Raw genomic sequence first — 16,771 nt, 5'->3', positions numbered from 1 at the left:
CGAAACCCTCCAGGCCAGATCTAGCCCGGCAACGTAAGCCCCCAAGCCCCCTCCCGCACCACCCACGTCCGCCGCCGTACAGGCCCGCTCACCAGCCCCGAGTCCGCCCGGTACCGGAAATCCGCCCCGGACACCGTCACCCGTACCCCCACCGCCCCCAGCGGAGACGCCTCCGCCCCCACCGACACCGGGCGGACCTCCACCCGGGCGCCCCCGGATACCCCCGGTGTCAGGGTCACCGCCTCCACCGGCTGGTCGAGGTCCACGAGGGTCACCCCGTCCACCTCGACGCGCAGCCGTGAGGGCCCGGGGCCGCCCGGCAGCGGGGCCACCCGGGCTCCCCGCGTCCCCCGGACCGGCCGTGCCGCCAGTGTGCGTACCAGGGACTGGCAGCTCCGCAGCCAGGGATGAGCCGCGGCCCCCGGATCCATGTCCACATCCACCTCGCCGGAGTCGTCGATGTCGGCCGGGCCTCGTCGCGCCGGAATGCGCACCGCGCCCACCACCACCCCGTCGCTGTCGTCGACGAGGAGGTCCAGACGGCGTTCGGCGCCTTCCAGGACGGCCCGCGCCGCGGCCACCGCGCCCGTGGGGATGCCGAGCGAGCGGGCGAGGGTCAGCACTCCGATCGCGCCCACCGGGACGACCGACAGTGCGCATCCGGCCAGTTCCCGCTGCCGGTGCAGCAGGGCCACCGTCCGCAGCAGGGCCCGGTCGTCGCCGATCACCACCGGGCGTCGGGAGCCTCTCCGGGCGAGCGCCCGAGCGAATTCCTCGGGCCCCTCCGGGAGGCACACTTTTGTTCTCGCACCCGCGCTGAGCACGTCTTTCGCGATTCGTACAGACTCGCCGTCCGTCTGCCGGGCGACCGGGTCGATGACCACGAGGAGCTGGTCGGAAGTCGCCACCTCGGTCATGCCTCGCTTCCTCGGGTAGCATCTTTGTGCAAGAGCCCCTTGCGCTATTGCGCCAGGGGCTTGGTCTATTCCGGGGCATCCGGGTCCGACGGGTTGCGGCCGACGATGGTCGCACGGTGTACGAGGCATGAGCTGTCAGCTCTGACACGTACGCCCCTGGCCTTGGACATGCCCCGCCCGGAAGGGGTGTACGCGCGTGCCCGCACTTGTGCTGCTCGGTGCTCAGTGGGGTGACGAAGGTAAGGGGAAGGCTACGGACCTGCTTGGCGGGTCCGTGGACTATGTGGTGCGCTACCAGGGCGGCAACAACGCCGGCCACACGGTAGTCGTGGGCGACCAGAAGTACGCCCTGCACCTCCTCCCTTCCGGAATCCTCACACCTGAATGCACACCCGTCATCGGCAACGGCGTCGTCGTCGACCCGTCGGTCCTGTTCTCCGAGCTGAACGGGCTGAACGAGCGAGGCGTCGACACGTCCAAGCTCCTGATCAGCGGTAACGCTCACATCATCACCCCGTACAACGTGACCGTCGACAAGGTGACGGAACGCTTCCTCGGTAAGCGGAAGATCGGCACGACGGGGCGCGGTATCGGTCCGACCTACGCCGACAAGATCAACCGGGTCGGCATCCGGGTCCAGGACCTGTACGACGAGTCGATCCTGACCCAGAAGGTCGAGGCGGCGCTGGACGGCAAGAACCAGCTCCTCACCAAGGTCTTCAACCGCCGGGCGATCGAGGCCGACCAGATCGTCGAGGAACTCCTCACCTACGCGGACCGGCTCAAGCCGTACGTCGCCGACACCGTCCTGGTCCTCAACAAGGCGCTCGACGACAACAAGGTGGTCCTCTTCGAGGGCGGCCAGGGCACGCTCCTGGACATCGACCACGGGACCTATCCCTTCGTCACGTCGTCCAACCCCACCGCCGGTGGCGCGTGCACGGGCGCGGGCGTCGGCCCGACGAAGATCAGCCGGGTCATCGGCATCCTCAAGGCGTACACGACCCGCGTCGGCGCCGGCCCCTTCCCCACCGAGCTCTTCGACGAGGACGGCGACGCGCTGCGCCGCATCGGCCACGAGCGGGGCGTCACCACCGGCCGTGACCGGCGCTGCGGCTGGTTCGACGCGGTCATCGCCCGCTACGCGACCCGCGTCAACGGCCTGACCGACTTCTTCCTCACCAAGCTCGACGTCCTCACCGGCTGGGAGGAGATCCCGGTCTGCGTGGCGTACGAGATCGACGGCAAGCGCGTCGAGGAACTCCCTTACTCCCAGACCGACTTCCACCACGCGAAGCCGATCTACGAGACCCTCCCCGGCTGGTCGGAGGACATCACGAAGGCCAAGACGTTCTCGGACCTCCCGAAGAACGCCCAGGCGTACGTGAAGGCCCTGGAGGAGATGTCCGGGGCACCGATCTCGGCGATCGGGGTCGGGCCGGGGCGCACGGAGACGATCGAGATCAACTCGTTCATCTAGGGCGGAAGAACCGCTGAGAACGGCTGAGAACGGCTGAGGGGCACCCCCGTCCGGGGTGCCCCTCAGCCGTTCCGCCGTTTCCGGGGTCAGCTCTCGTCAGGAGGTGCCTGGAACCCGGCGGTGTCGAGCTCGCAGCCGAAGGGGTCGGGGATGTAGAGCTTCTCCCCGAACGGCTTGGTGAGACGGGACTTGTAGCCGTGCTCGTACGGCTCCAGGAACAGGCTGGCCTCTTCCTCCTGCATGTCGAGGACCAGGTAGACGGGGACGCCTGCCTTGGCATAGACCTCCACCTTGTCGGTCAGATCGTCGATCCGGGTGGAGGGGGAGGTCAGCTCGGCGACGAAGGAGAGGCCTTCGCCGTCGAGGCGGTTGCTGTCGGTCTCCAGCGCCCGCTCGTGTGCGGCGTGGATGTCCGGTCCGTACGCACGCTCGGCGCCCGGGAAGACGAACAGAAGGGGTGACGAATCGATGAGGTGACCTTCGGGGAGGTATTCCTCAAGCTGCCGGCGCACCAGTTTCATGACGCGGGAGTAGTACCCCTTGGACCACGACGACACGACGATGTTCCCCTTGATGATCTCGGGCTAGTAGCCGTCCGGCACGTAGAGCCTGTCGAGGGCGTCCAGCAAGCCCTCGAAGCTGGCGGGATCCGTGCAGCTTGTCGCGATCGGTCGCTCTGTCGTCGACGTCATGACGCGCCTTTCCCCTGAGACGGACCAGCTGCCACTCAGCGTAGTCAAGCGTGCGCTGAGAGGCAGCCGGTTCTCTCGATCCCTCAGGTCCACCGGACCTTGGGGCTTGGGTACTCAGCTCGTGAAGATGAAGTACTTCCACGCCCCGTGCGTCGTCGTGTTCACGTTGTCGCCCGAGGCCTGGGCGCCGTCGATGTACGACGAGCGGATCCGGAAGCGGAAGCCGATGTCGTGGGTGCCGCCCAGTTCCACGCGGGAGATGCCGGCCGAGTCCAGGGCGAAGTACTGGGAGCCGCCGTCGTACCAGGTGCCCTCGTAGAAGTACTCGATCTGGAGGCGCTGCTGGCGGTGCGGGTACGCCGTCATCGACGTGGTGAACAGCGGGACCGTGGCCTGGTGGAAGTAGGCGTAGGTCTGGCCGTACACGTTCTTGTTCTTGTACTGGCGGCTGATCGACGTCGACACCTTGACCTTGGTGTAGACCGTGCTGGCCACCGTCTTCGGCGCGTAGCGCGAGTCGCCCGTGAAGCGTGCCGTCAGGCGGGTGTCGCGGGTGAGCTTGTACGTGGCCGAGAAGTCGCCGTTGCTGTTGACCGTGCCGGCCTTGACCAGCTTGTTGGGCCGGTCGGAGCCGTACGGGTCGGCCCAGATCTCGACCTTGCGGTTCTTGTACGTCTTGCCGAGGTGCGCCGTGAACTTGACGCTCTTCGCGTAGTCGTACGTCTTCTTGTTGTTGGAGAGGCGGAGTGTGGTCGCCGCGCGCGAGACGTCGACCGTGTCCGAGCCGGAGGACGCCAGGTGGTCGGCGTCACCCGCGTACGACAGCGTGTACGTCACCTTGCCGCCGGCCGGCGGGCTGTTGGTGAAGGAGAACGTGCCGTTCGCCGCGACCGTCGCCGTGCCGATCTTCCGGCCGCTCGGGTTGTCCAGGTCCTTGCGGGTGATCGTCAGCTTGGTGCCCGCCGGGACGGCCACCTTGCTGGTGAGCTTGCCCTTGACCGTGAGCTTCTTCGTACGGTCGGACTTGGCGGGGGCGGTGACGGAGACGCTGGTGACGGCCTTCGTCGGGTTGTTCAGGATGCGCAGGTCGTAGCTGTTGTCCTGGTCGGCGGCCGTCACCGCGAAGAGGCGGGACCGGTCCGGTGCCCAGCCGAGGCCGGCCGTGGAGAGTCTGCCGGTGCTGCCTCCGTTGATGAGGTCGTAGTCCCGGACCGAGGCCGCGCGGCCCGGCTTGTAGACGTTCAGGCCCTGGCCGAAGTACGTGTCGTTGCCCGCGGCGACCGTGCCGTCGGGGGCGACGGCCACCGCGTTGGCGGACCCCGCGGTGTTGGAGTACTTGCCGTCCGACGTGAGGTCGGAGGTCTTGTACGTCACGTGGTTGTACGGGTCCTGGGCGGCCACGACGACCCGTCCGCCGTCCGGCGTGACCGAGAGGTCGCGCAGTTCGCTGCCCGCGACGGTCTTGCGCGCGGTGGCGGTCGCGGTGCCCGACGAGACGTCGTACACGCCCAGCTCGGACCAGGCCAGACCGGGCAGGCCCGCGACCAGGCTGCCCGAGCCCGGCGCGGCGTCCAGCAGGGGAGCGGCGCTCCACGGCTTGGCCGCGTCGGCGTCCAGGGTGACCTTGTGCTCCGGGTCGGTCAGGTCGACCGAGCCGATGTTGCCGGTGCCCGGGGTGCCGTATCCGAACCACAGCTTGCCGCCCGCGACGGCCACGGACTGGGGGTTCACGTCCCCCGTCGGGTACTGCGCCGACACCGTGACCGTGGCCGCGTCGATGGCGACGATCGCGTCGCCGGTGGTGCTCGGGGCATCGGGCACCGCCGCGTACAGCGTCTTGGAGTCGGCGGACAGCTCCAGGCCCTTGACGCCGCGCAGGTTGGACACCTCTGCGACGAAGTTGCCCCGGTAGTCCAGGGCGACGACCCGGCTGCTGACCGGATCGCTGACGAAGACCCGCTGGTGAACGCCGTCCACGGCGATGGCACCGAACGAGTTGATGCCCAGGTTCAGCTGATCGTCCGCCATGGCGGTGCCCGCGACGCCGGTGGTGAGCGCGACGGAACCGAAAGTGAGTGCGACCGCAAGTGCGGTCGAGAGAGTGCGTCTGTGCACGATGGTTTCGAACCCCCCGGTACGAAAGTGCCCCGCAGTGGGGCCACTTGGTCTCTGTGTGGAACAAGTGAAGAGCAGCGTAGGTCACACCACTGACAGAAGGTTCACACGGGGTTAACGGGGTGGGTGGGAGTCCCGCTTTTCGGTGGAATTGACCGGGACATGGCCTGTCATGGCCTGTTCTTGGTTCCTGGCGGGCCCGTGTGCCGCCACGATCTACGCGTGTAGCCACCCGCCCGCTGTCCTCTGCCGCTCAGTCGTCCCAGCTGCCCAGGAGTCCCGCCCATGCCCATATCGCCCATGAACCGCCGTCAGTTCATGCACAAGTCGGCCGTCACCGGCGCCGTCGTGGCAGCCGCCGGATCCGTCGCGGCAGCGCCCGCGCAGGCCGCCGACCGTGCCGACAGCGCGCACTGCAAGCCGCCCCGCACCTGGTCCTTCTCCATCCTGGGGACCACCGACCTGCACAGCCACGTCTTCGACTGGGACTACTACACCGACGCCGCCTACACGGACAAGGCGGGCAACTCGGTCGGTGTCGCCCGCGTGGCCACCCTCATCAAGCAGCAGCGCGCGGAGAAGGGCGAGGACCACGTCCTGCTCGTCGACGCGGGCGACATCATCCAGGGCACGTCACTGGCGTACTACTACGCGCGCGTGGACCCCATCGACGGCTCTGGCACCAAGGGCAAGCGGGCGCCCGAGCACCCGATGGCCGTCGCCATGAACGCGATGCGCTACGACGCAGCCGCCCTCGGCAACCACGAGTTCAACTACGGCATCGACACCCTCCGCAAGTTCGAGAGCCAGTGCAGGTTCCCGCTCCTGGGCGCGAACGCCCTCGACGCGAAGACGCTTCGGCCCGCCTTCCAGCCGTACACCGTCAAGCGCATCCGGGTCCCCGGCGCACCGGACATCAAGGTCGGCATCCTCGGCCTCACGAACCCCGGAATCGCCCTGTGGGACAAGGACAACGTCGCCGGGAAGATGACGTTCACGGGTCTGGTCGAGCAGGCGAAGAAGTACGTCCCGCGCATGCGCGCCCTCGGCTGTGACGTCGTCTTCCTCACGGATCACTCGGGCCTGGACGGCAGTTCGTCGTACGGGAACGAGCTGCCGTACGTCGAGAACGCGTCGAACCTGGTGGCGGAGCAGGTGCCCGGGATCGACGCGATCCTCGTCGGGCACACCCACACCGAGGTGTCGTCGTACACGGTGACGAACAAGGCGACCGGCAAGGACGTGGTCCTCTCGGAGCCGTACTGCTACGGCATGCGCCTGACCGTCTTCGACTTCGAGCTCGAACTGGAGCGTGGTCAGTGGAAGGTGACCAGCACGAAGGCGAAGACGCTCAACAGCAACGCCGTCGCGGAGGACGAGCAGATCACCAGGCTGCTCAAGGCCGACCACGATCTCGTCGTGAAGTACGTCAACACGGCTGTCGGCACGTGTACGGCGGATCTGTCGGCGGCGGAGGCGTGCTGGAAGGACGTACCCGTCATGGACTTCATCCACCAGGTCCAGATGGCCACCGTGGCAACCGGCCTGTCGAGCGCGGATGCCGCCCTTCCGCTGATCTCGGTCGCCGCGCCCTTCAGCCGTAGCGCCGACATCCCCAAGGGTGATGTCAGCATCCGCGATGTCGCCGGGCTCTACATCTACGACAACACCCTGTACGGCAAGAAGCTGACGGGTGCCCAGCTCAGGGACTACCTGGAGTTCGCGGCGAAGTACTACCACCAGGTGCCGGCGGGCACGGCCGTCGACACCGCGACGCTGACGAACGCCAACAACTTCTGGGACTACATGTACGACACGGCCGCCGGTGTCGAGTACGAGATCGACATCGCGCAGGCGGAGGGTTCGAGGATCAAGAACCTTTCCTACAAGGGTACTTCGGTCACGGACGACCAGGTCTTCGTGGTGGCGGTGAACAACTACCGCGCCAACGGGGGTTCCGGCTACCCGCACATCGCCGCCGCCGACATCGCGTACAGCTCGACGAACGAGATCCGCCAGCTGATGATCGACTACGTGACGACGAAGGGGACCCTGAACCCCGCCGACTTCGCGGTCACCAACTGGAAGCTGACGCAGGGCGGTACGGCGGTGTTCCCCGCCTGACGTCTGTGCCCCGGCCCCGATCGGGCCGCTGACGCCGATGGGTACCCGCTCCGGCGAGGGCGGGTACCCATCGGCGTCAGCGGTGTCGAACTGGCCCTACGCGCGGCGCCGCAGCCGCGTGTAGGCGGCCAGGGAGCCTCCGGCGAGCACGAACGCGGTGCCGCCGAGGGACAGTGCGAGCGTGCCGCCGTTGTCGCCGCCGGTGCTGGCCAGTTGGGTGCCGGTGTCGGCCGGAGAGCCGACGGGCGGGGTGGACGCGGTGGATGTGGGCGTGGGAGTGGGCGTGGGCGTGGCTGCGGTGGGGGAGGCGCTGCCGGTCGGGCCCGGGGCCGTTGTGGTCGGGCTCGCGCTCGCGGACGCCGACGCGCTCGGCGTTGCCGACTGGCCGGCGGTCAGTTTCACCTGGGCGGATGCGGTGCCCACGTAGGTGCCCCGGAAGGGGACCCGGCCCTCGTTGACGATGACGCTCTGGGTCAGGGTGGTTCTGCCGAGGGGAGCGTTCGCCGCCCAGGTGACCCGTACCGGAACGGTGCTGCTGCTGCCCACCGGGGCCGTGTGGTCGTGGCCGCGCAGGTAGTGGCCGAACGTGTCGGACTCGGCATCGGCGACAACCGGGTTCAGCGTGACCCAGCCGCCCTCGCGGAACACCTGCACGGTGGCGTACCGGTCGGTGAACAGGACGCTGCCGAGGTTGACGTAGTCGGACGCCGTCGTGTTGGAGAGGGTCGCCTCGAACTCGACGGGCGCCCCGCCGGGCACGGCCGTCGCGGGTACGCCGGTGAGGCCGGCGGACAGGCCCTGGACGGCGACGGTCCGGACGTCACGGTCCTGAAGGACCCAGGAACCGTCCGCGGCGCCGACGGAGGAGGTCAGCTCGACGGATCTGGTGCCCCCGTCGCTGTTCCCGTTGTGCGGCTCGCCCATGGGCAGCCCGAGGCGCAGGTGGAGGAGTCGGCTCTCGCCGGGACCGAGGGTGATGGTGAGCGGCAGCGCGCCCTGGAACGAACCGCTGCGGTACTCCAGCGTCACCTTCTCCCAGGCACCTTCGTCCGTGCGGTACCAGATGGCCAGGCCGTTCTCCGGCATGCCGGCGCCGGCGTCCGCGACCAGGTTGAGGAAGACGTCCTCCGACTCGGTGGCGGAGGTGTTGGTGATCTTCTCGGTGAACCCGACCGGCTGTCCGGCCAACCCCACCCCGGCGGGCCCGTCCACGGTCAACTCGGTGTGGCAGCAGGCCTGCGAGGGCCCGGCCGACGGAGTCGGCGTTCCCGGCCCGGCCCACACGGCGGGCGCGGTCGCGGCCACCGCGCCCAGCGAGATCAGCATGCCGGCCGCCCCCATGGCGAGTGGACGACCGATATGGATGGTGCGAAACATGAATCCCCCCGGATTCGCTGAAGGTGTGGTGCGAGGCGCGGTGCGGTGAGGTGCGAGAAGGGGTGCGCGGGATGCCGCAGCACCGGTTCCCATGTGGCCGACCCGTACGTCAAGGCAGGGAGTGAGCCTATGCGCTTGTAAGACGCTGCCGGGACCGGATGGTTGCCGGAGAATTGGCAATTTATCCGGATTCGATGGCTCCGTGACCAGGGTCGATGCCGAACGGGGCCTGGCCGACCCGCGATTGGGCGGCACCTTCACTTGCGCGAGTCGGGAGACGCCGCGCCCGTGATCGACGCCTGCCGCTGCCGCTGCTGCCTCCGCCACCGGGCATTGGCGGAGGCCGCCCTAAAGAAACGCTTGCGTTTCGATGCGGACCACCGTAGCTTGTCGGTACGAAACCGTTTCGTATCGATGGGAATATGTGATGACGAGCTCCCCAGTACTCCTGGCCGTCGCCCTCTCCCTCGTTTCCGCGCTCTGCTACGCCACGGCCGCCGTGGTTCAGGAGCGGACCGCGGCCGGAACGGTGAATCTGCGCGGGGCGCTCGCCCGGGGCTCCTGGTGGGGAGCGGTTCTCCTCAACGCCGCCGGCGCGCTGCTGCACGTGGTCGCGCTGCGGTACGGCCCGCTGAGCCTCGTACAGCCGCTGGGCGTACTGACCCTCGTGGTGGCGGTGCCCCTGGGCGCGCTGGTCGCCCGCCGCCGGACCTCGGGCACGCAGTGGCGCGGCATGGCTCTCACGCTCTTCGGGCTGACGTCGCTGCTGACGGTCACCGCCTCGGGGAGCGGGCCGGACCGCACCCTGAGCACGACCGGGGTTCTGCTGGTCGCGCTCGCCGCAGCCGCCGTCATCGCGGTGCTCGTACGCCTGGCCTCGGGTCGCTCGGCTGCGGGCGGCCTGGCTTTCGCGGCGGCCTCCGGCATCGCCTCCGGGGTCGGCTCCACGCTGGCCCAGAAGCTCGCCGTCGGGGTGGGGATGTCGTGGAGCGCGGTGGTGCTCGCGGTCCTCACCGTCGGGTTCGCCGCGGGTGGGCTGCTGCTCGCCCAGAAGGCGTACGGCAGTGGTCTCGGCGGCCCGCTCGCACTCCTCACCCTCGTCAATCCGGTCGCCGCGTCAGCCATCGGAGTCACCCTGCTCGGCGAGGGCTTCCAGTACGGCGCGACCGGCGCCCTGCTCGCCCTCGCGGGCGGGGTGACGGCCGCACGCGGCGTGGTCCTGCTCAGCCGGCCCCAGACCCAGACCCAGACCCAGACCCAGACCCAGACCCAGACCCAGCCCGGGCCGCAGCTCGAACGTCCCGTCAGCCTCGACGTGCGCGTACCTCACCTGCGGCCCACCCGGATCCTCACCGGCACGAGCCGGGCGGCCTGAAATGGAGAACACGAAGATGACGACGACGACCGCGACCGCAATGCCCGTGACGATGGTTCAACTGCGTCCGACGGCAGCCGTACGCCCGGCGGAACTGGTGGACGTGCCGGCGGTGGTGCGCATGATCGCGTCGCCCCGGCCCTCGTCCTTCGGCGACTTCGTCGCTCCGGACTGGGCGCGGGCACAGAGCGCCATGCGGCTCGTGCTGGCCCACTACGCCCTCGAAGAGGGCCGGATATGGGTGGCCGAGCGGTCGGACGGCGGCCTCCTCGCCGCTGCCGTCTGGCTGCCGCCGGGGGTCGGGTCCGAGCCCCCCGACACCCGCTTCAGCAGCCTGCTCGCCCGTGAGCTCGCCACCGGCCCGGAGGACTGCCCGGCCCTGCCGATGCTGCCGATGTGGCTGAAGGGCGTGGGACCCGACCTGCCCCACTGGAAGGTGTTCATCGTCGGCGCGCTGGACGACACCAGCGCCTGGGACCACACCGTGGCCGCCGACCTGCTGGCCCCGGGTCTGCGTGCCGTGGACGACCAGGCCGCGACCGCCGTCGCGATCACGACGTCCCCCCGCCACGGGGACCAGCTGCGGTCACTGGGGTTCCGCGGCCCGCAGGAGACCCGCCTCGGGCCGGGTGCGCGCGGATGGCTGACGACCCGTCACCCGGTGGGCGGCGTAAGCAGGTTGAGCGCCTGACGGGGTCGGAGTCCCGTCACCGGTCTTCGCGCGGCGGCTCGGCGCTGCCGCCCGAGGGTGTCGCGGGTTTCGTGTGGAGGACTTCGCGGGCCTGTTCCGCGGCGCGGACGGTGCTCTCGGAGACGAAGTCGAGGAAGCGGGCGATGTTCTCCAGACGGGCGGCGGCCGGGGTGCCGGAGCCGAGGACGCCGACGCCCTGCTGTGCGATCCCGACGATCTGGGCGATGGCGCGGGCGCTGGCCAGCATCGACTCGTACCAGACGTCGTCGTCGACGACATAGCGCTCGCGGCGGCGTTCGCCCGCTTCCCGGCGGACGAAGCCCTGGCTCTCCAGGAACGTGATCGCCTTGGACACGGACGCCGGGCTGACGTCGAGGCGCTGGACGAGTTCGGCCGCGGTGAGGCTGCCGGAGTCGGTGAGGGTGAGGCAGGACATCACCCGGGACATCATCGTGGGCATGCCCGACGCCGTGAGGACGGTGGTGAACACTTCCTCGTATTCGCGTACGGCCTCGGCGTCACGCCCGTAGGCGGGCGCCGGCGCCTGCGGCCCCCGGGGTGCGGTGGTCCTGCGTCGGTGGGCGCGGCGTTCGGTGGCGCGGTGGGCCGCCTCGGCGCGGTAGGCGGTGGGGCCGCCGTTGCGCATCACCTCACGCGTGACGGTGGAGGTCGGGCGTTCGAGGCGTCGGGCGATCTCCGCGTAGGCGAGGCCGTCGGCCAGCCCCAGCGCGATCTGCTGACGTTCGGGCTGGCTGAGCCTGCCTCCCGGCATCGCGGTCTCCTTCGTGGTTCTTGTCGGTCCCGGCCGGTGCGAGTGTAGCGTTCGCTTTCAATTCATTGCAACAGACCCGGATGCTGGTGTTGCGTTAGACCCCATTCCATTGCAATGATTTGCCTGCTTTCACCTGCGGTTATGTCAATAACACGCAACAGGCTCATTGATGAAATGGCGAACGCAACGTAGCTTTTCCATTGTTCGAAACAACAGATTCGAAGCTCTGGGAGAGCATGATGCAGAAGTTCGACACCCCCGCCCCGGTCCTGGCCGTCCTCGACATCCCCGCGGGCCGCATCCGGTTCATCGCCGCCGACCGCGCCGACACCACCGTCGAGGTCCTGCCCGTCGACGCCTCGTCGAGCCGCGACACGAAGGCGGCGGAGCGGATCACGGTCGCCCACGACGACGGCGTCCTGCGGATCGAGGCCGCACCGGCGAAGAACCGCGTCCTCGGCCAGTCGGGCTCCGTCGAGGTCACCGTCCAGCTCCCGGCCGGCTCCCGCGTCGAGGCGAAGGCGGCCAGTGCCGAACTCCGGGGCGTGGGACGCCTGGGTGACGTCACCTACGAGTGCGCGCAGGGCACGGTCAAGCTCGACGAGACCGACGGCGCCCGCCTCACCCTCCAGTCCGGCGACATCACCGTCGGCCGCCTGGGCGGCCCCGGCGAACTCCGCACCCTCAAGGGCGACCTGCGCGTCACCGAGGCCGTACGCGGCACGGTCACCCTGCGCACCGAGGCAGGCGAGATCTCGGTCGGCGCAGCCCGCGGAGTCTCGGCGACCCTCGACGCCGGCACCGCCTACGGCCGTATCGACAACGCACTCCAGAACACCGACGGCGCCGCCGCCCAGCTCAACATCCACGCCACCACCAACTACGGCGACATCACCGCCCGCAGCCTCTGAACCGGCGGAACCTTGGTTCGGCGACACGGGCGGTACAGGGGGTACGGGCGGTGCGGGCGGTACGGGATGCGGCCAACGGCCTCTCAGGCCAGTTTCCCGCTCCTGCGGCCTGCGCCGATGCCTGCCGTCTTGGGGCCACCCGCTCGGCTGCCGGCGGTGGCCGGGGAGGCGGCGGGCCCCGGGTCCAGGGCGTCGCGGACGGCGGTCAGGATGTCCTCGGTGCTCGCGCCGAGCGCACGGGCCGCGGAGGTGAAGTCCCGCGCCAGAGTGGTGAGTTGGTCGGCGTCGTGCGCGTACGGCCCGGACGGGAGGGCCGCGACCCGGGTGCCCGCGCCACGGCGGGTGCGGATCAGCTCGGCGGCCTCCAGCTCACGGTAGGCGCGGGCCACGGTGCCCGGCGCCAGCCCGAGGTCGGTGGCGAGCTGGCGCACGGTCGGCAGGCGCTCGCCCGTGACCAGTCGGCCGGTGCGGATCAGCGCGGCGAGCTGGACGCGGATCTGCTCGTACGGCGGTACCTGGCTGGTGGTGTCGACGCGGACGGCGGGGTCACTCATCGTCGTACGTCCCGTCTTTGGCCGTCCTGTCCACGGCCGTCTCGTTCTCGACCGCGCGGGGGGCGACCACGGTGACCAGGGACCAGGCGACGGTGAACAGGTTCAGCAGGGCCAGAGGGTAGAACATCCAGAAGGTGAGGGCACCCAGCACGCCGGCACAGCCCGTCTCCGTCAGCGAGACGGTGACCATCAGTACGGCGTACAGCTGCTGGCTCGACACCAGCAGGCCCCAGGCCCCGGTGACCGCCCAGGCGCGGTCACGGCGCTGCTGCTCCTCGCCCGGGCCGTGGGCGATGCGGCGCAGAGCCCAGACACAGGTGGGGGTGGCGACGGCGAGGGCGCCGAACATCGGGAGGCTGTAGTACAGGCCGGGCCAGGGGCCGAGGGGCGCCCGCATCCCGTTGCAGGTGACGTGGACGACCTTGCCCGTGCTGAACACGCGGTCGGGGTCGACGGAGGCCGTGGCGGCCGCGATCACCAGCAGGGCGACGAGAGAGACGCCCTGGAGGGCGATCAGGGGGCCCATGTGCGGCGGCACATGATCTCTGACCAGGCGCGGGGCGAGACTCGCGGTGCGTACCGCCTCCTGGGGGCGCAGGGTCAGGGCGTCGGCGAGCAGGACACCGGCCACCGCGCACAGACCGAAGGCCGTGATGCAGAAGACGACGCGCTGCTCGAACTCGACGTCCCCCAGGGTGGACAGGGCCTGCGCGACCACGAGGCCGATGGCCAGACCGGACCAGCGGGCGTAGTACTCGGCGTGGTCGAGGAACCGGGCCTGGAGCGGGGCGGTGTCGAGCATGTCGAGCATGTGGAGATCCCCCCAGATCATCTTGTATCAAGCGGTGGGTACAAGATGCCTCGGCCGGGATCTTGTGTCAAATGCTCGATACAAAAGGGGACTTGGGCGAGGCGGGGACTTCGGTAGGGCGGGCACGACGCGACCGCTCGACGCCGCGGTGAGGTTCCCGGGCGTCGAGCGGTCGCGGCGGAGCGTCGGAGTGACCACTCAGGGGTGCCGGAGCAGCAGAAGGCGTCAGAGGCCTCAGGGGTGCCGGAGCAGCAGAAGGCGTCAGAGGCCTCAGGGGCGTTGCATCACTCGGTCCACGACGCCGTGGGCGACCAGATAGGACCACTGCTCGTACGTCGTCCCTCCCTCTGTGCGCTGGTCGCGCATACCGAGGTACTGATACGTCTTCGCGTCGAAGACCAGCACCTGTGCGCCGCCCCCCCGGGGCATGTTGGGATCGACGTACTGGATGCCGACGCCCGGGCGGCCCGCCGCGTCCGTCCGGCCCGGCAGCACCTTGATGCCGGGGACGGTGGCGAGTGCCTCGAATGTCGCGGCGCGCAGTCCCTTCGGCAGAACGGGCTTGCGGAGCAGGCCGGAGAGGCCGAACTGGACCAGCGGCCACTCGGAGGCCCTCAAAGGCCGGTCGGGTTCCGGATTCCCGAGGAGGTTGCGCAGCGCGAACGGCAGCTTGACAGGGTCGGTGGGCAGTTGCTTCAGCTCCGACCACCTGTTCGGCGGCCAAATGCTCTCCCCCGGCTCGAACGGCGGGTCCCAGACGCCATCGCCCAGCTCGCTGAGGTACGACTTCTTGGAGCCGTCGACCGAGCTCCAGCTCTCGTCGACGTATGTCTTGGTGCGGCCGCCTCCGACCGGGGTTTCCTTGATGATCTCCTTGCTGTAGATGAACTGGTCATCGCGTGGCGCGATCGGCTTTTCGAGCCTGCGTTCCTCGGCCGCAGCCCCTCGCAGCACGGTGGCCGCGCTCACCGTCTGGGTGGGGGGCGAGGCCCCCGTGTTCTGGGCGACCACCACAGTCGCGGTGACCGTCGCAGCGGCTACGGCGGCCACCGCGACCCGCAGCAGCGGACGGCGGCCGATGGTCGTGACCGCGCCGGGCTCCCGCATCGCCTGGTGCAGGCGGAAGCGTGCACGGGTACGGGCGGCATCCGTGAGAGCAGGCGCGCCCGCGTCCCACTCCCTGAGGAGCTTGAGTTCGTTCATCGCCGGAAACCTCCATCGTCTGATTGCCCGGATTCCTCTTGGAGAGCTGTTGGATCAGCTCCGCCCAATGCCTCGCGAACCTTTCTGCGGGCCCTGTGCAGCCGCGACCTGACCGTCCCCACCGGTACGTTCAGGGCGCGCGCGACCTCCTCGTAGCCGAGGTCGGCCCAGGCGACCAGCAGCAGGACGTCCCGATGACGGGCGGGCAACCGGGCCAGCGCACCGGCGAGTTCACGCCCTACCGCCTGTGCGCTGACCCGCGCCGCCACCTGGTCCGCGACCGTCTCGTCGGCCCGGCCGCCGCCGGTGCCGTCCGGAGGCAGCCGTCCGAGCGCCCTCAGCCTCCGGGCCTCGGCACGCCGGTGGCGGCTGATGAGGTTGGTCGCGATGCCGAACAGCCACGGACGGGCGCCGGCCTGCCCCGTGTCGTACCGGAAGCGCTGCTGGAACGCGGTGGTGAAGGTCTCCGCCATCACGTCCTCGGCCGCCTCCCCGCCGAGCCGGCGCGCCGCGTATCCGTGCACCGAGTCGGCATGGCGGTCGAAGAGCACGGCGAACACCTCGGGCTCGTGCCACGACCGTTCGACCACCGAGGCGTCACTCTCCTGCCCCACTCTGACGTCTGGCTCGACGGTCATCGGGGCTCCTTTCGTCGGTTCGATGGTGCTGAAGTCCTGTGCCTTCACCAGTACTTCGCCGATCGCGGGAATCCGGTTCCCCACGTCGTGACCACGCGACCGAGCAGGAGAACACTTCGCGGCACGAGACGGCGCGTGCGCCACCGGGCGGTCGTACGGACGGGCGGACGGGCGGGCGGAAGAATCCCAGGACTTACGCTCCCGGGCATGACCAAGTTCTTCGCCACCGTGTGCCTGCCGCCGACCGCGCCTCGAAAGGTTCCGAAGGCGGTAGCCGCCGCCCTGGCGCCCTACAACTCCGAGCTCACCGAGGAGTGGAGTCCGGACGGCCACTGGGACTGGTGGGCCATCCACAACGGCGCGGGCAACGCCTACCTCGTGCTGCCCGAACACGCCGACGACCGCAGGCTCGTCACAGCGTCCACCGTGCCGCGCAGGAAGGCCAGGCTCGATGCCCTCGGGCCGCTGGAATGCTACGGCGGGCCCCGGGGCCTGCTCGACTTCGACGGTATGCGGAACCGAGCGGTGGGCGCGTACGACGCCCGCCTCGCCGCTTGGACCGAGCTGACCGCGATACACCCGCCGGCGCGCGCCTTCGCGGACTTCCTCGCTCGCCACGAGGCCGATCCCGAAAATTACTCCCGGGGAGATGCCAAGGAGGAGCATCTCCTCCAGCCGCTCATCCAGGACGTGGTCAAGCGGGCCCTTGCGGGAGACCCGCACTTTGACATGTCGTTCCTGACCCGCGACCCCGTCGAATACTTCGCGCACGACCACGAGGAAGCCCGGCTGTGGTCGGCCCGGAGCGCCGTGCCCAGCTTCGCCCTGGTCGCCCTTGACGGCTCGTGGACGGACGGGGAAACAGACGGCCACTGGGAACAGGCCGACCGCTATCTCGACGGCCTCGACCCCGACACCGTCGTCATCGACGTGCTTTGCCACTGCTGAGGCCAGCGCCCGGCAACGCTGCCGTAGTTTCCCGCTGCCGGACGTTGATGTGGAACTGACGGCAGTCGGGGGCGACTTGATCGGTCGCTAGTCGCTAGTCGCTAGTCGCTAGTCGCTAGTAGGGCTTGGTCATGTTGGTGCGAGGTCTGGCATGTCGCGGTGA

Annotated in this window: 15 protein-coding genes; 6 read left to right on the top strand and 9 right to left on the bottom strand. The window is 69.6% G+C overall.

Features of this window, described 5'->3' with window-relative positions:
* Positions 1–20: 20 nt before the first annotated feature.
* On the bottom strand, positions 21–917 hold the full coding sequence (locus tag OHN74_RS19375) for a diacylglycerol kinase (RefSeq protein WP_327695813.1): 897 nt from the start codon (positions 915–917) through the stop codon (positions 21–23).
* Positions 918–1,113: 196 nt separating this feature from the next.
* Here OHN74_RS19375 and OHN74_RS19370 point away from each other — a divergent pair, with 196 nt between their 5' ends.
* Positions 1,114–2,397: an adenylosuccinate synthase gene (locus OHN74_RS19370; RefSeq protein WP_327695812.1), complete on the top strand. Its 1,284-nt coding sequence runs from the start codon at positions 1,114–1,116 to the stop codon at positions 2,395–2,397.
* A gap of 86 nt (positions 2,398–2,483) precedes the next feature.
* Here OHN74_RS19370 and OHN74_RS19365 read toward each other — a convergent pair whose 3' ends face one another.
* Entirely contained in the window at positions 2,484–2,972 is a 489-nt protein-coding gene (locus OHN74_RS19365; RefSeq protein ID WP_327700184.1) for a Uma2 family endonuclease, read from the bottom strand.
* 231 nt (positions 2,973–3,203) lie between these two features.
* Positions 3,204–5,204 carry an Ig-like domain repeat protein gene (locus OHN74_RS19360; RefSeq protein WP_327695811.1) on the bottom strand — a complete coding sequence of 667 codons (2,001 nt, stop codon included), beginning with the start codon at positions 5,202–5,204 and terminating at the stop codon, positions 3,204–3,206.
* A gap of 285 nt (positions 5,205–5,489) precedes the next feature.
* On the opposite strand from OHN74_RS19360, the gene OHN74_RS19355 reads away from it, so the two are divergent.
* Positions 5,490–7,328 (top strand): bifunctional metallophosphatase/5'-nucleotidase, encoded by a 1,839-nt coding sequence (locus OHN74_RS19355; protein WP_327695810.1) that lies wholly within the window; start codon positions 5,490–5,492, stop codon positions 7,326–7,328.
* 96 nt (positions 7,329–7,424) lie between these two features.
* Here the strand turns inward: OHN74_RS19355 and OHN74_RS19350 are convergent, their stop codons facing one another.
* Positions 7,425–8,705, bottom strand: a complete 1,281-nt coding sequence (locus OHN74_RS19350) for a hypothetical protein (RefSeq protein ID WP_327695809.1) — start codon at positions 8,703–8,705, stop codon at positions 7,425–7,427.
* Between the two features lie 427 nt (positions 8,706–9,132).
* Between OHN74_RS19350 and OHN74_RS19345 the strand changes: the two genes are divergently transcribed.
* Positions 9,133–10,080, top strand: coding sequence for a hypothetical protein (locus OHN74_RS19345; protein WP_327695808.1), 948 nt, complete (start codon positions 9,133–9,135; stop codon positions 10,078–10,080).
* Positions 10,081–10,096: 16 nt separating this feature from the next.
* Positions 10,097–10,771 carry a hypothetical protein gene (locus OHN74_RS19340; RefSeq protein WP_327695807.1) on the top strand — a complete coding sequence of 225 codons (675 nt, stop codon included), beginning with the start codon at positions 10,097–10,099 and terminating at the stop codon, positions 10,769–10,771.
* A 16-nt stretch (positions 10,772–10,787) separates the two neighbouring features.
* Here OHN74_RS19340 and OHN74_RS19335 read toward each other — a convergent pair whose 3' ends face one another.
* Entirely contained in the window at positions 10,788–11,543 is a 756-nt protein-coding gene (locus tag OHN74_RS19335; RefSeq protein ID WP_327695806.1) for a GbsR/MarR family transcriptional regulator, read from the bottom strand.
* 239 nt (positions 11,544–11,782) lie between these two features.
* On the opposite strand from OHN74_RS19335, the gene OHN74_RS19330 reads away from it, so the two are divergent.
* On the top strand, positions 11,783–12,454 hold the full coding sequence (locus tag OHN74_RS19330) for a DUF4097 family beta strand repeat-containing protein (protein ID WP_327700183.1): 672 nt from the start codon (positions 11,783–11,785) through the stop codon (positions 12,452–12,454).
* An 83-nt stretch (positions 12,455–12,537) separates the two neighbouring features.
* Here OHN74_RS19330 and OHN74_RS19325 read toward each other — a convergent pair whose 3' ends face one another.
* The 4 genes from OHN74_RS19325 to OHN74_RS19310 all read right to left on the bottom strand — a co-directional run bounded on the left by OHN74_RS19325 (position 12,538) and on the right by OHN74_RS19310 (position 15,660).
* On the bottom strand, positions 12,538–13,008 hold the full coding sequence (locus OHN74_RS19325; RefSeq protein WP_443060411.1) for a GntR family transcriptional regulator: 471 nt from the start codon (positions 13,006–13,008) through the stop codon (positions 12,538–12,540).
* Entirely contained in the window at positions 13,001–13,819 is an 819-nt protein-coding gene (locus OHN74_RS19320) for a hypothetical protein (RefSeq protein WP_327695805.1), read from the bottom strand. Before OHN74_RS19320 ends, OHN74_RS19325 begins: the two co-directional genes overlap by 8 nt.
* Positions 13,820–14,089: 270 nt before the next feature.
* A complete protein-coding gene (locus OHN74_RS19315) occupies positions 14,090–15,022 on the bottom strand; it encodes a CU044_5270 family protein (protein WP_327695804.1) in 933 nt (310 codons plus the stop codon).
* Entirely contained in the window at positions 15,019–15,660 is a 642-nt protein-coding gene (locus OHN74_RS19310; RefSeq protein WP_327695803.1) for an RNA polymerase sigma factor, read from the bottom strand. Before OHN74_RS19310 ends, OHN74_RS19315 begins: the two co-directional genes overlap by 4 nt.
* Before the next feature lie 207 nt (positions 15,661–15,867).
* Between OHN74_RS19310 and OHN74_RS19305 the strand changes: the two genes are divergently transcribed.
* Entirely contained in the window at positions 15,868–16,608 is a 741-nt protein-coding gene (locus OHN74_RS19305; RefSeq protein ID WP_327695802.1) for a hypothetical protein, read from the top strand.
* Positions 16,609–16,771 lie beyond the last annotated feature (163 nt).

Origin of the sequence: Streptomyces sp. NBC_00459 (assembly GCF_036013955.1) — a bacterium.
Taxonomy (GTDB): domain Bacteria; phylum Actinomycetota; class Actinomycetes; order Streptomycetales; family Streptomycetaceae; genus Streptomyces.
The sequence above is the reverse complement of the archived record's forward strand: the minus strand, read 5'-3'. Positions and strand labels throughout refer to the sequence as shown.

What these genes read in the sequence shown, in the direction of transcription:
- OHN74_RS19375 (WP_327695813.1), bottom strand. Translation starts at nt 917, where the DNA reads ATGACCGAGGTGGCGACTTCCGACCAGCTCCTCGTGGTCATCGACCCG.
- OHN74_RS19355 (WP_327695810.1), top strand. Translation starts at nt 5,490, where the DNA reads ATGCCCATATCGCCCATGAACCGCCGTCAGTTCATGCACAAGTCGGCC.
- OHN74_RS19350 (WP_327695809.1), bottom strand. Translation starts at nt 8,705, where the DNA reads ATGTTTCGCACCATCCATATCGGTCGTCCACTCGCCATGGGGGCGGCC.
- OHN74_RS19345 (WP_327695808.1), top strand. Translation starts at nt 9,133, where the DNA reads ATGACGAGCTCCCCAGTACTCCTGGCCGTCGCCCTCTCCCTCGTTTCC.
- OHN74_RS19340 (WP_327695807.1), top strand. Translation starts at nt 10,097, where the DNA reads ATGACGACGACGACCGCGACCGCAATGCCCGTGACGATGGTTCAACTG.
- OHN74_RS19335 (WP_327695806.1), bottom strand. Translation starts at nt 11,543, where the DNA reads ATGCCGGGAGGCAGGCTCAGCCAGCCCGAACGTCAGCAGATCGCGCTG.
- OHN74_RS19330 (WP_327700183.1), top strand. Translation starts at nt 11,783, where the DNA reads ATGCAGAAGTTCGACACCCCCGCCCCGGTCCTGGCCGTCCTCGACATC.
- OHN74_RS19325 (WP_443060411.1), bottom strand. Translation starts at nt 13,008, where the DNA reads ATGAGTGACCCCGCCGTCCGCGTCGACACCACCAGCCAGGTACCGCCG.
- OHN74_RS19320 (WP_327695805.1), bottom strand. Translation starts at nt 13,819, where the DNA reads ATGCTCGACATGCTCGACACCGCCCCGCTCCAGGCCCGGTTCCTCGAC.
- OHN74_RS19315 (WP_327695804.1), bottom strand. Translation starts at nt 15,022, where the DNA reads ATGAACGAACTCAAGCTCCTCAGGGAGTGGGACGCGGGCGCGCCTGCT.
- OHN74_RS19310 (WP_327695803.1), bottom strand. Translation starts at nt 15,660, where the DNA reads ATGACCGTCGAGCCAGACGTCAGAGTGGGGCAGGAGAGTGACGCCTCG.
- OHN74_RS19305 (WP_327695802.1), top strand. Translation starts at nt 15,868, where the DNA reads ATGACCAAGTTCTTCGCCACCGTGTGCCTGCCGCCGACCGCGCCTCGA.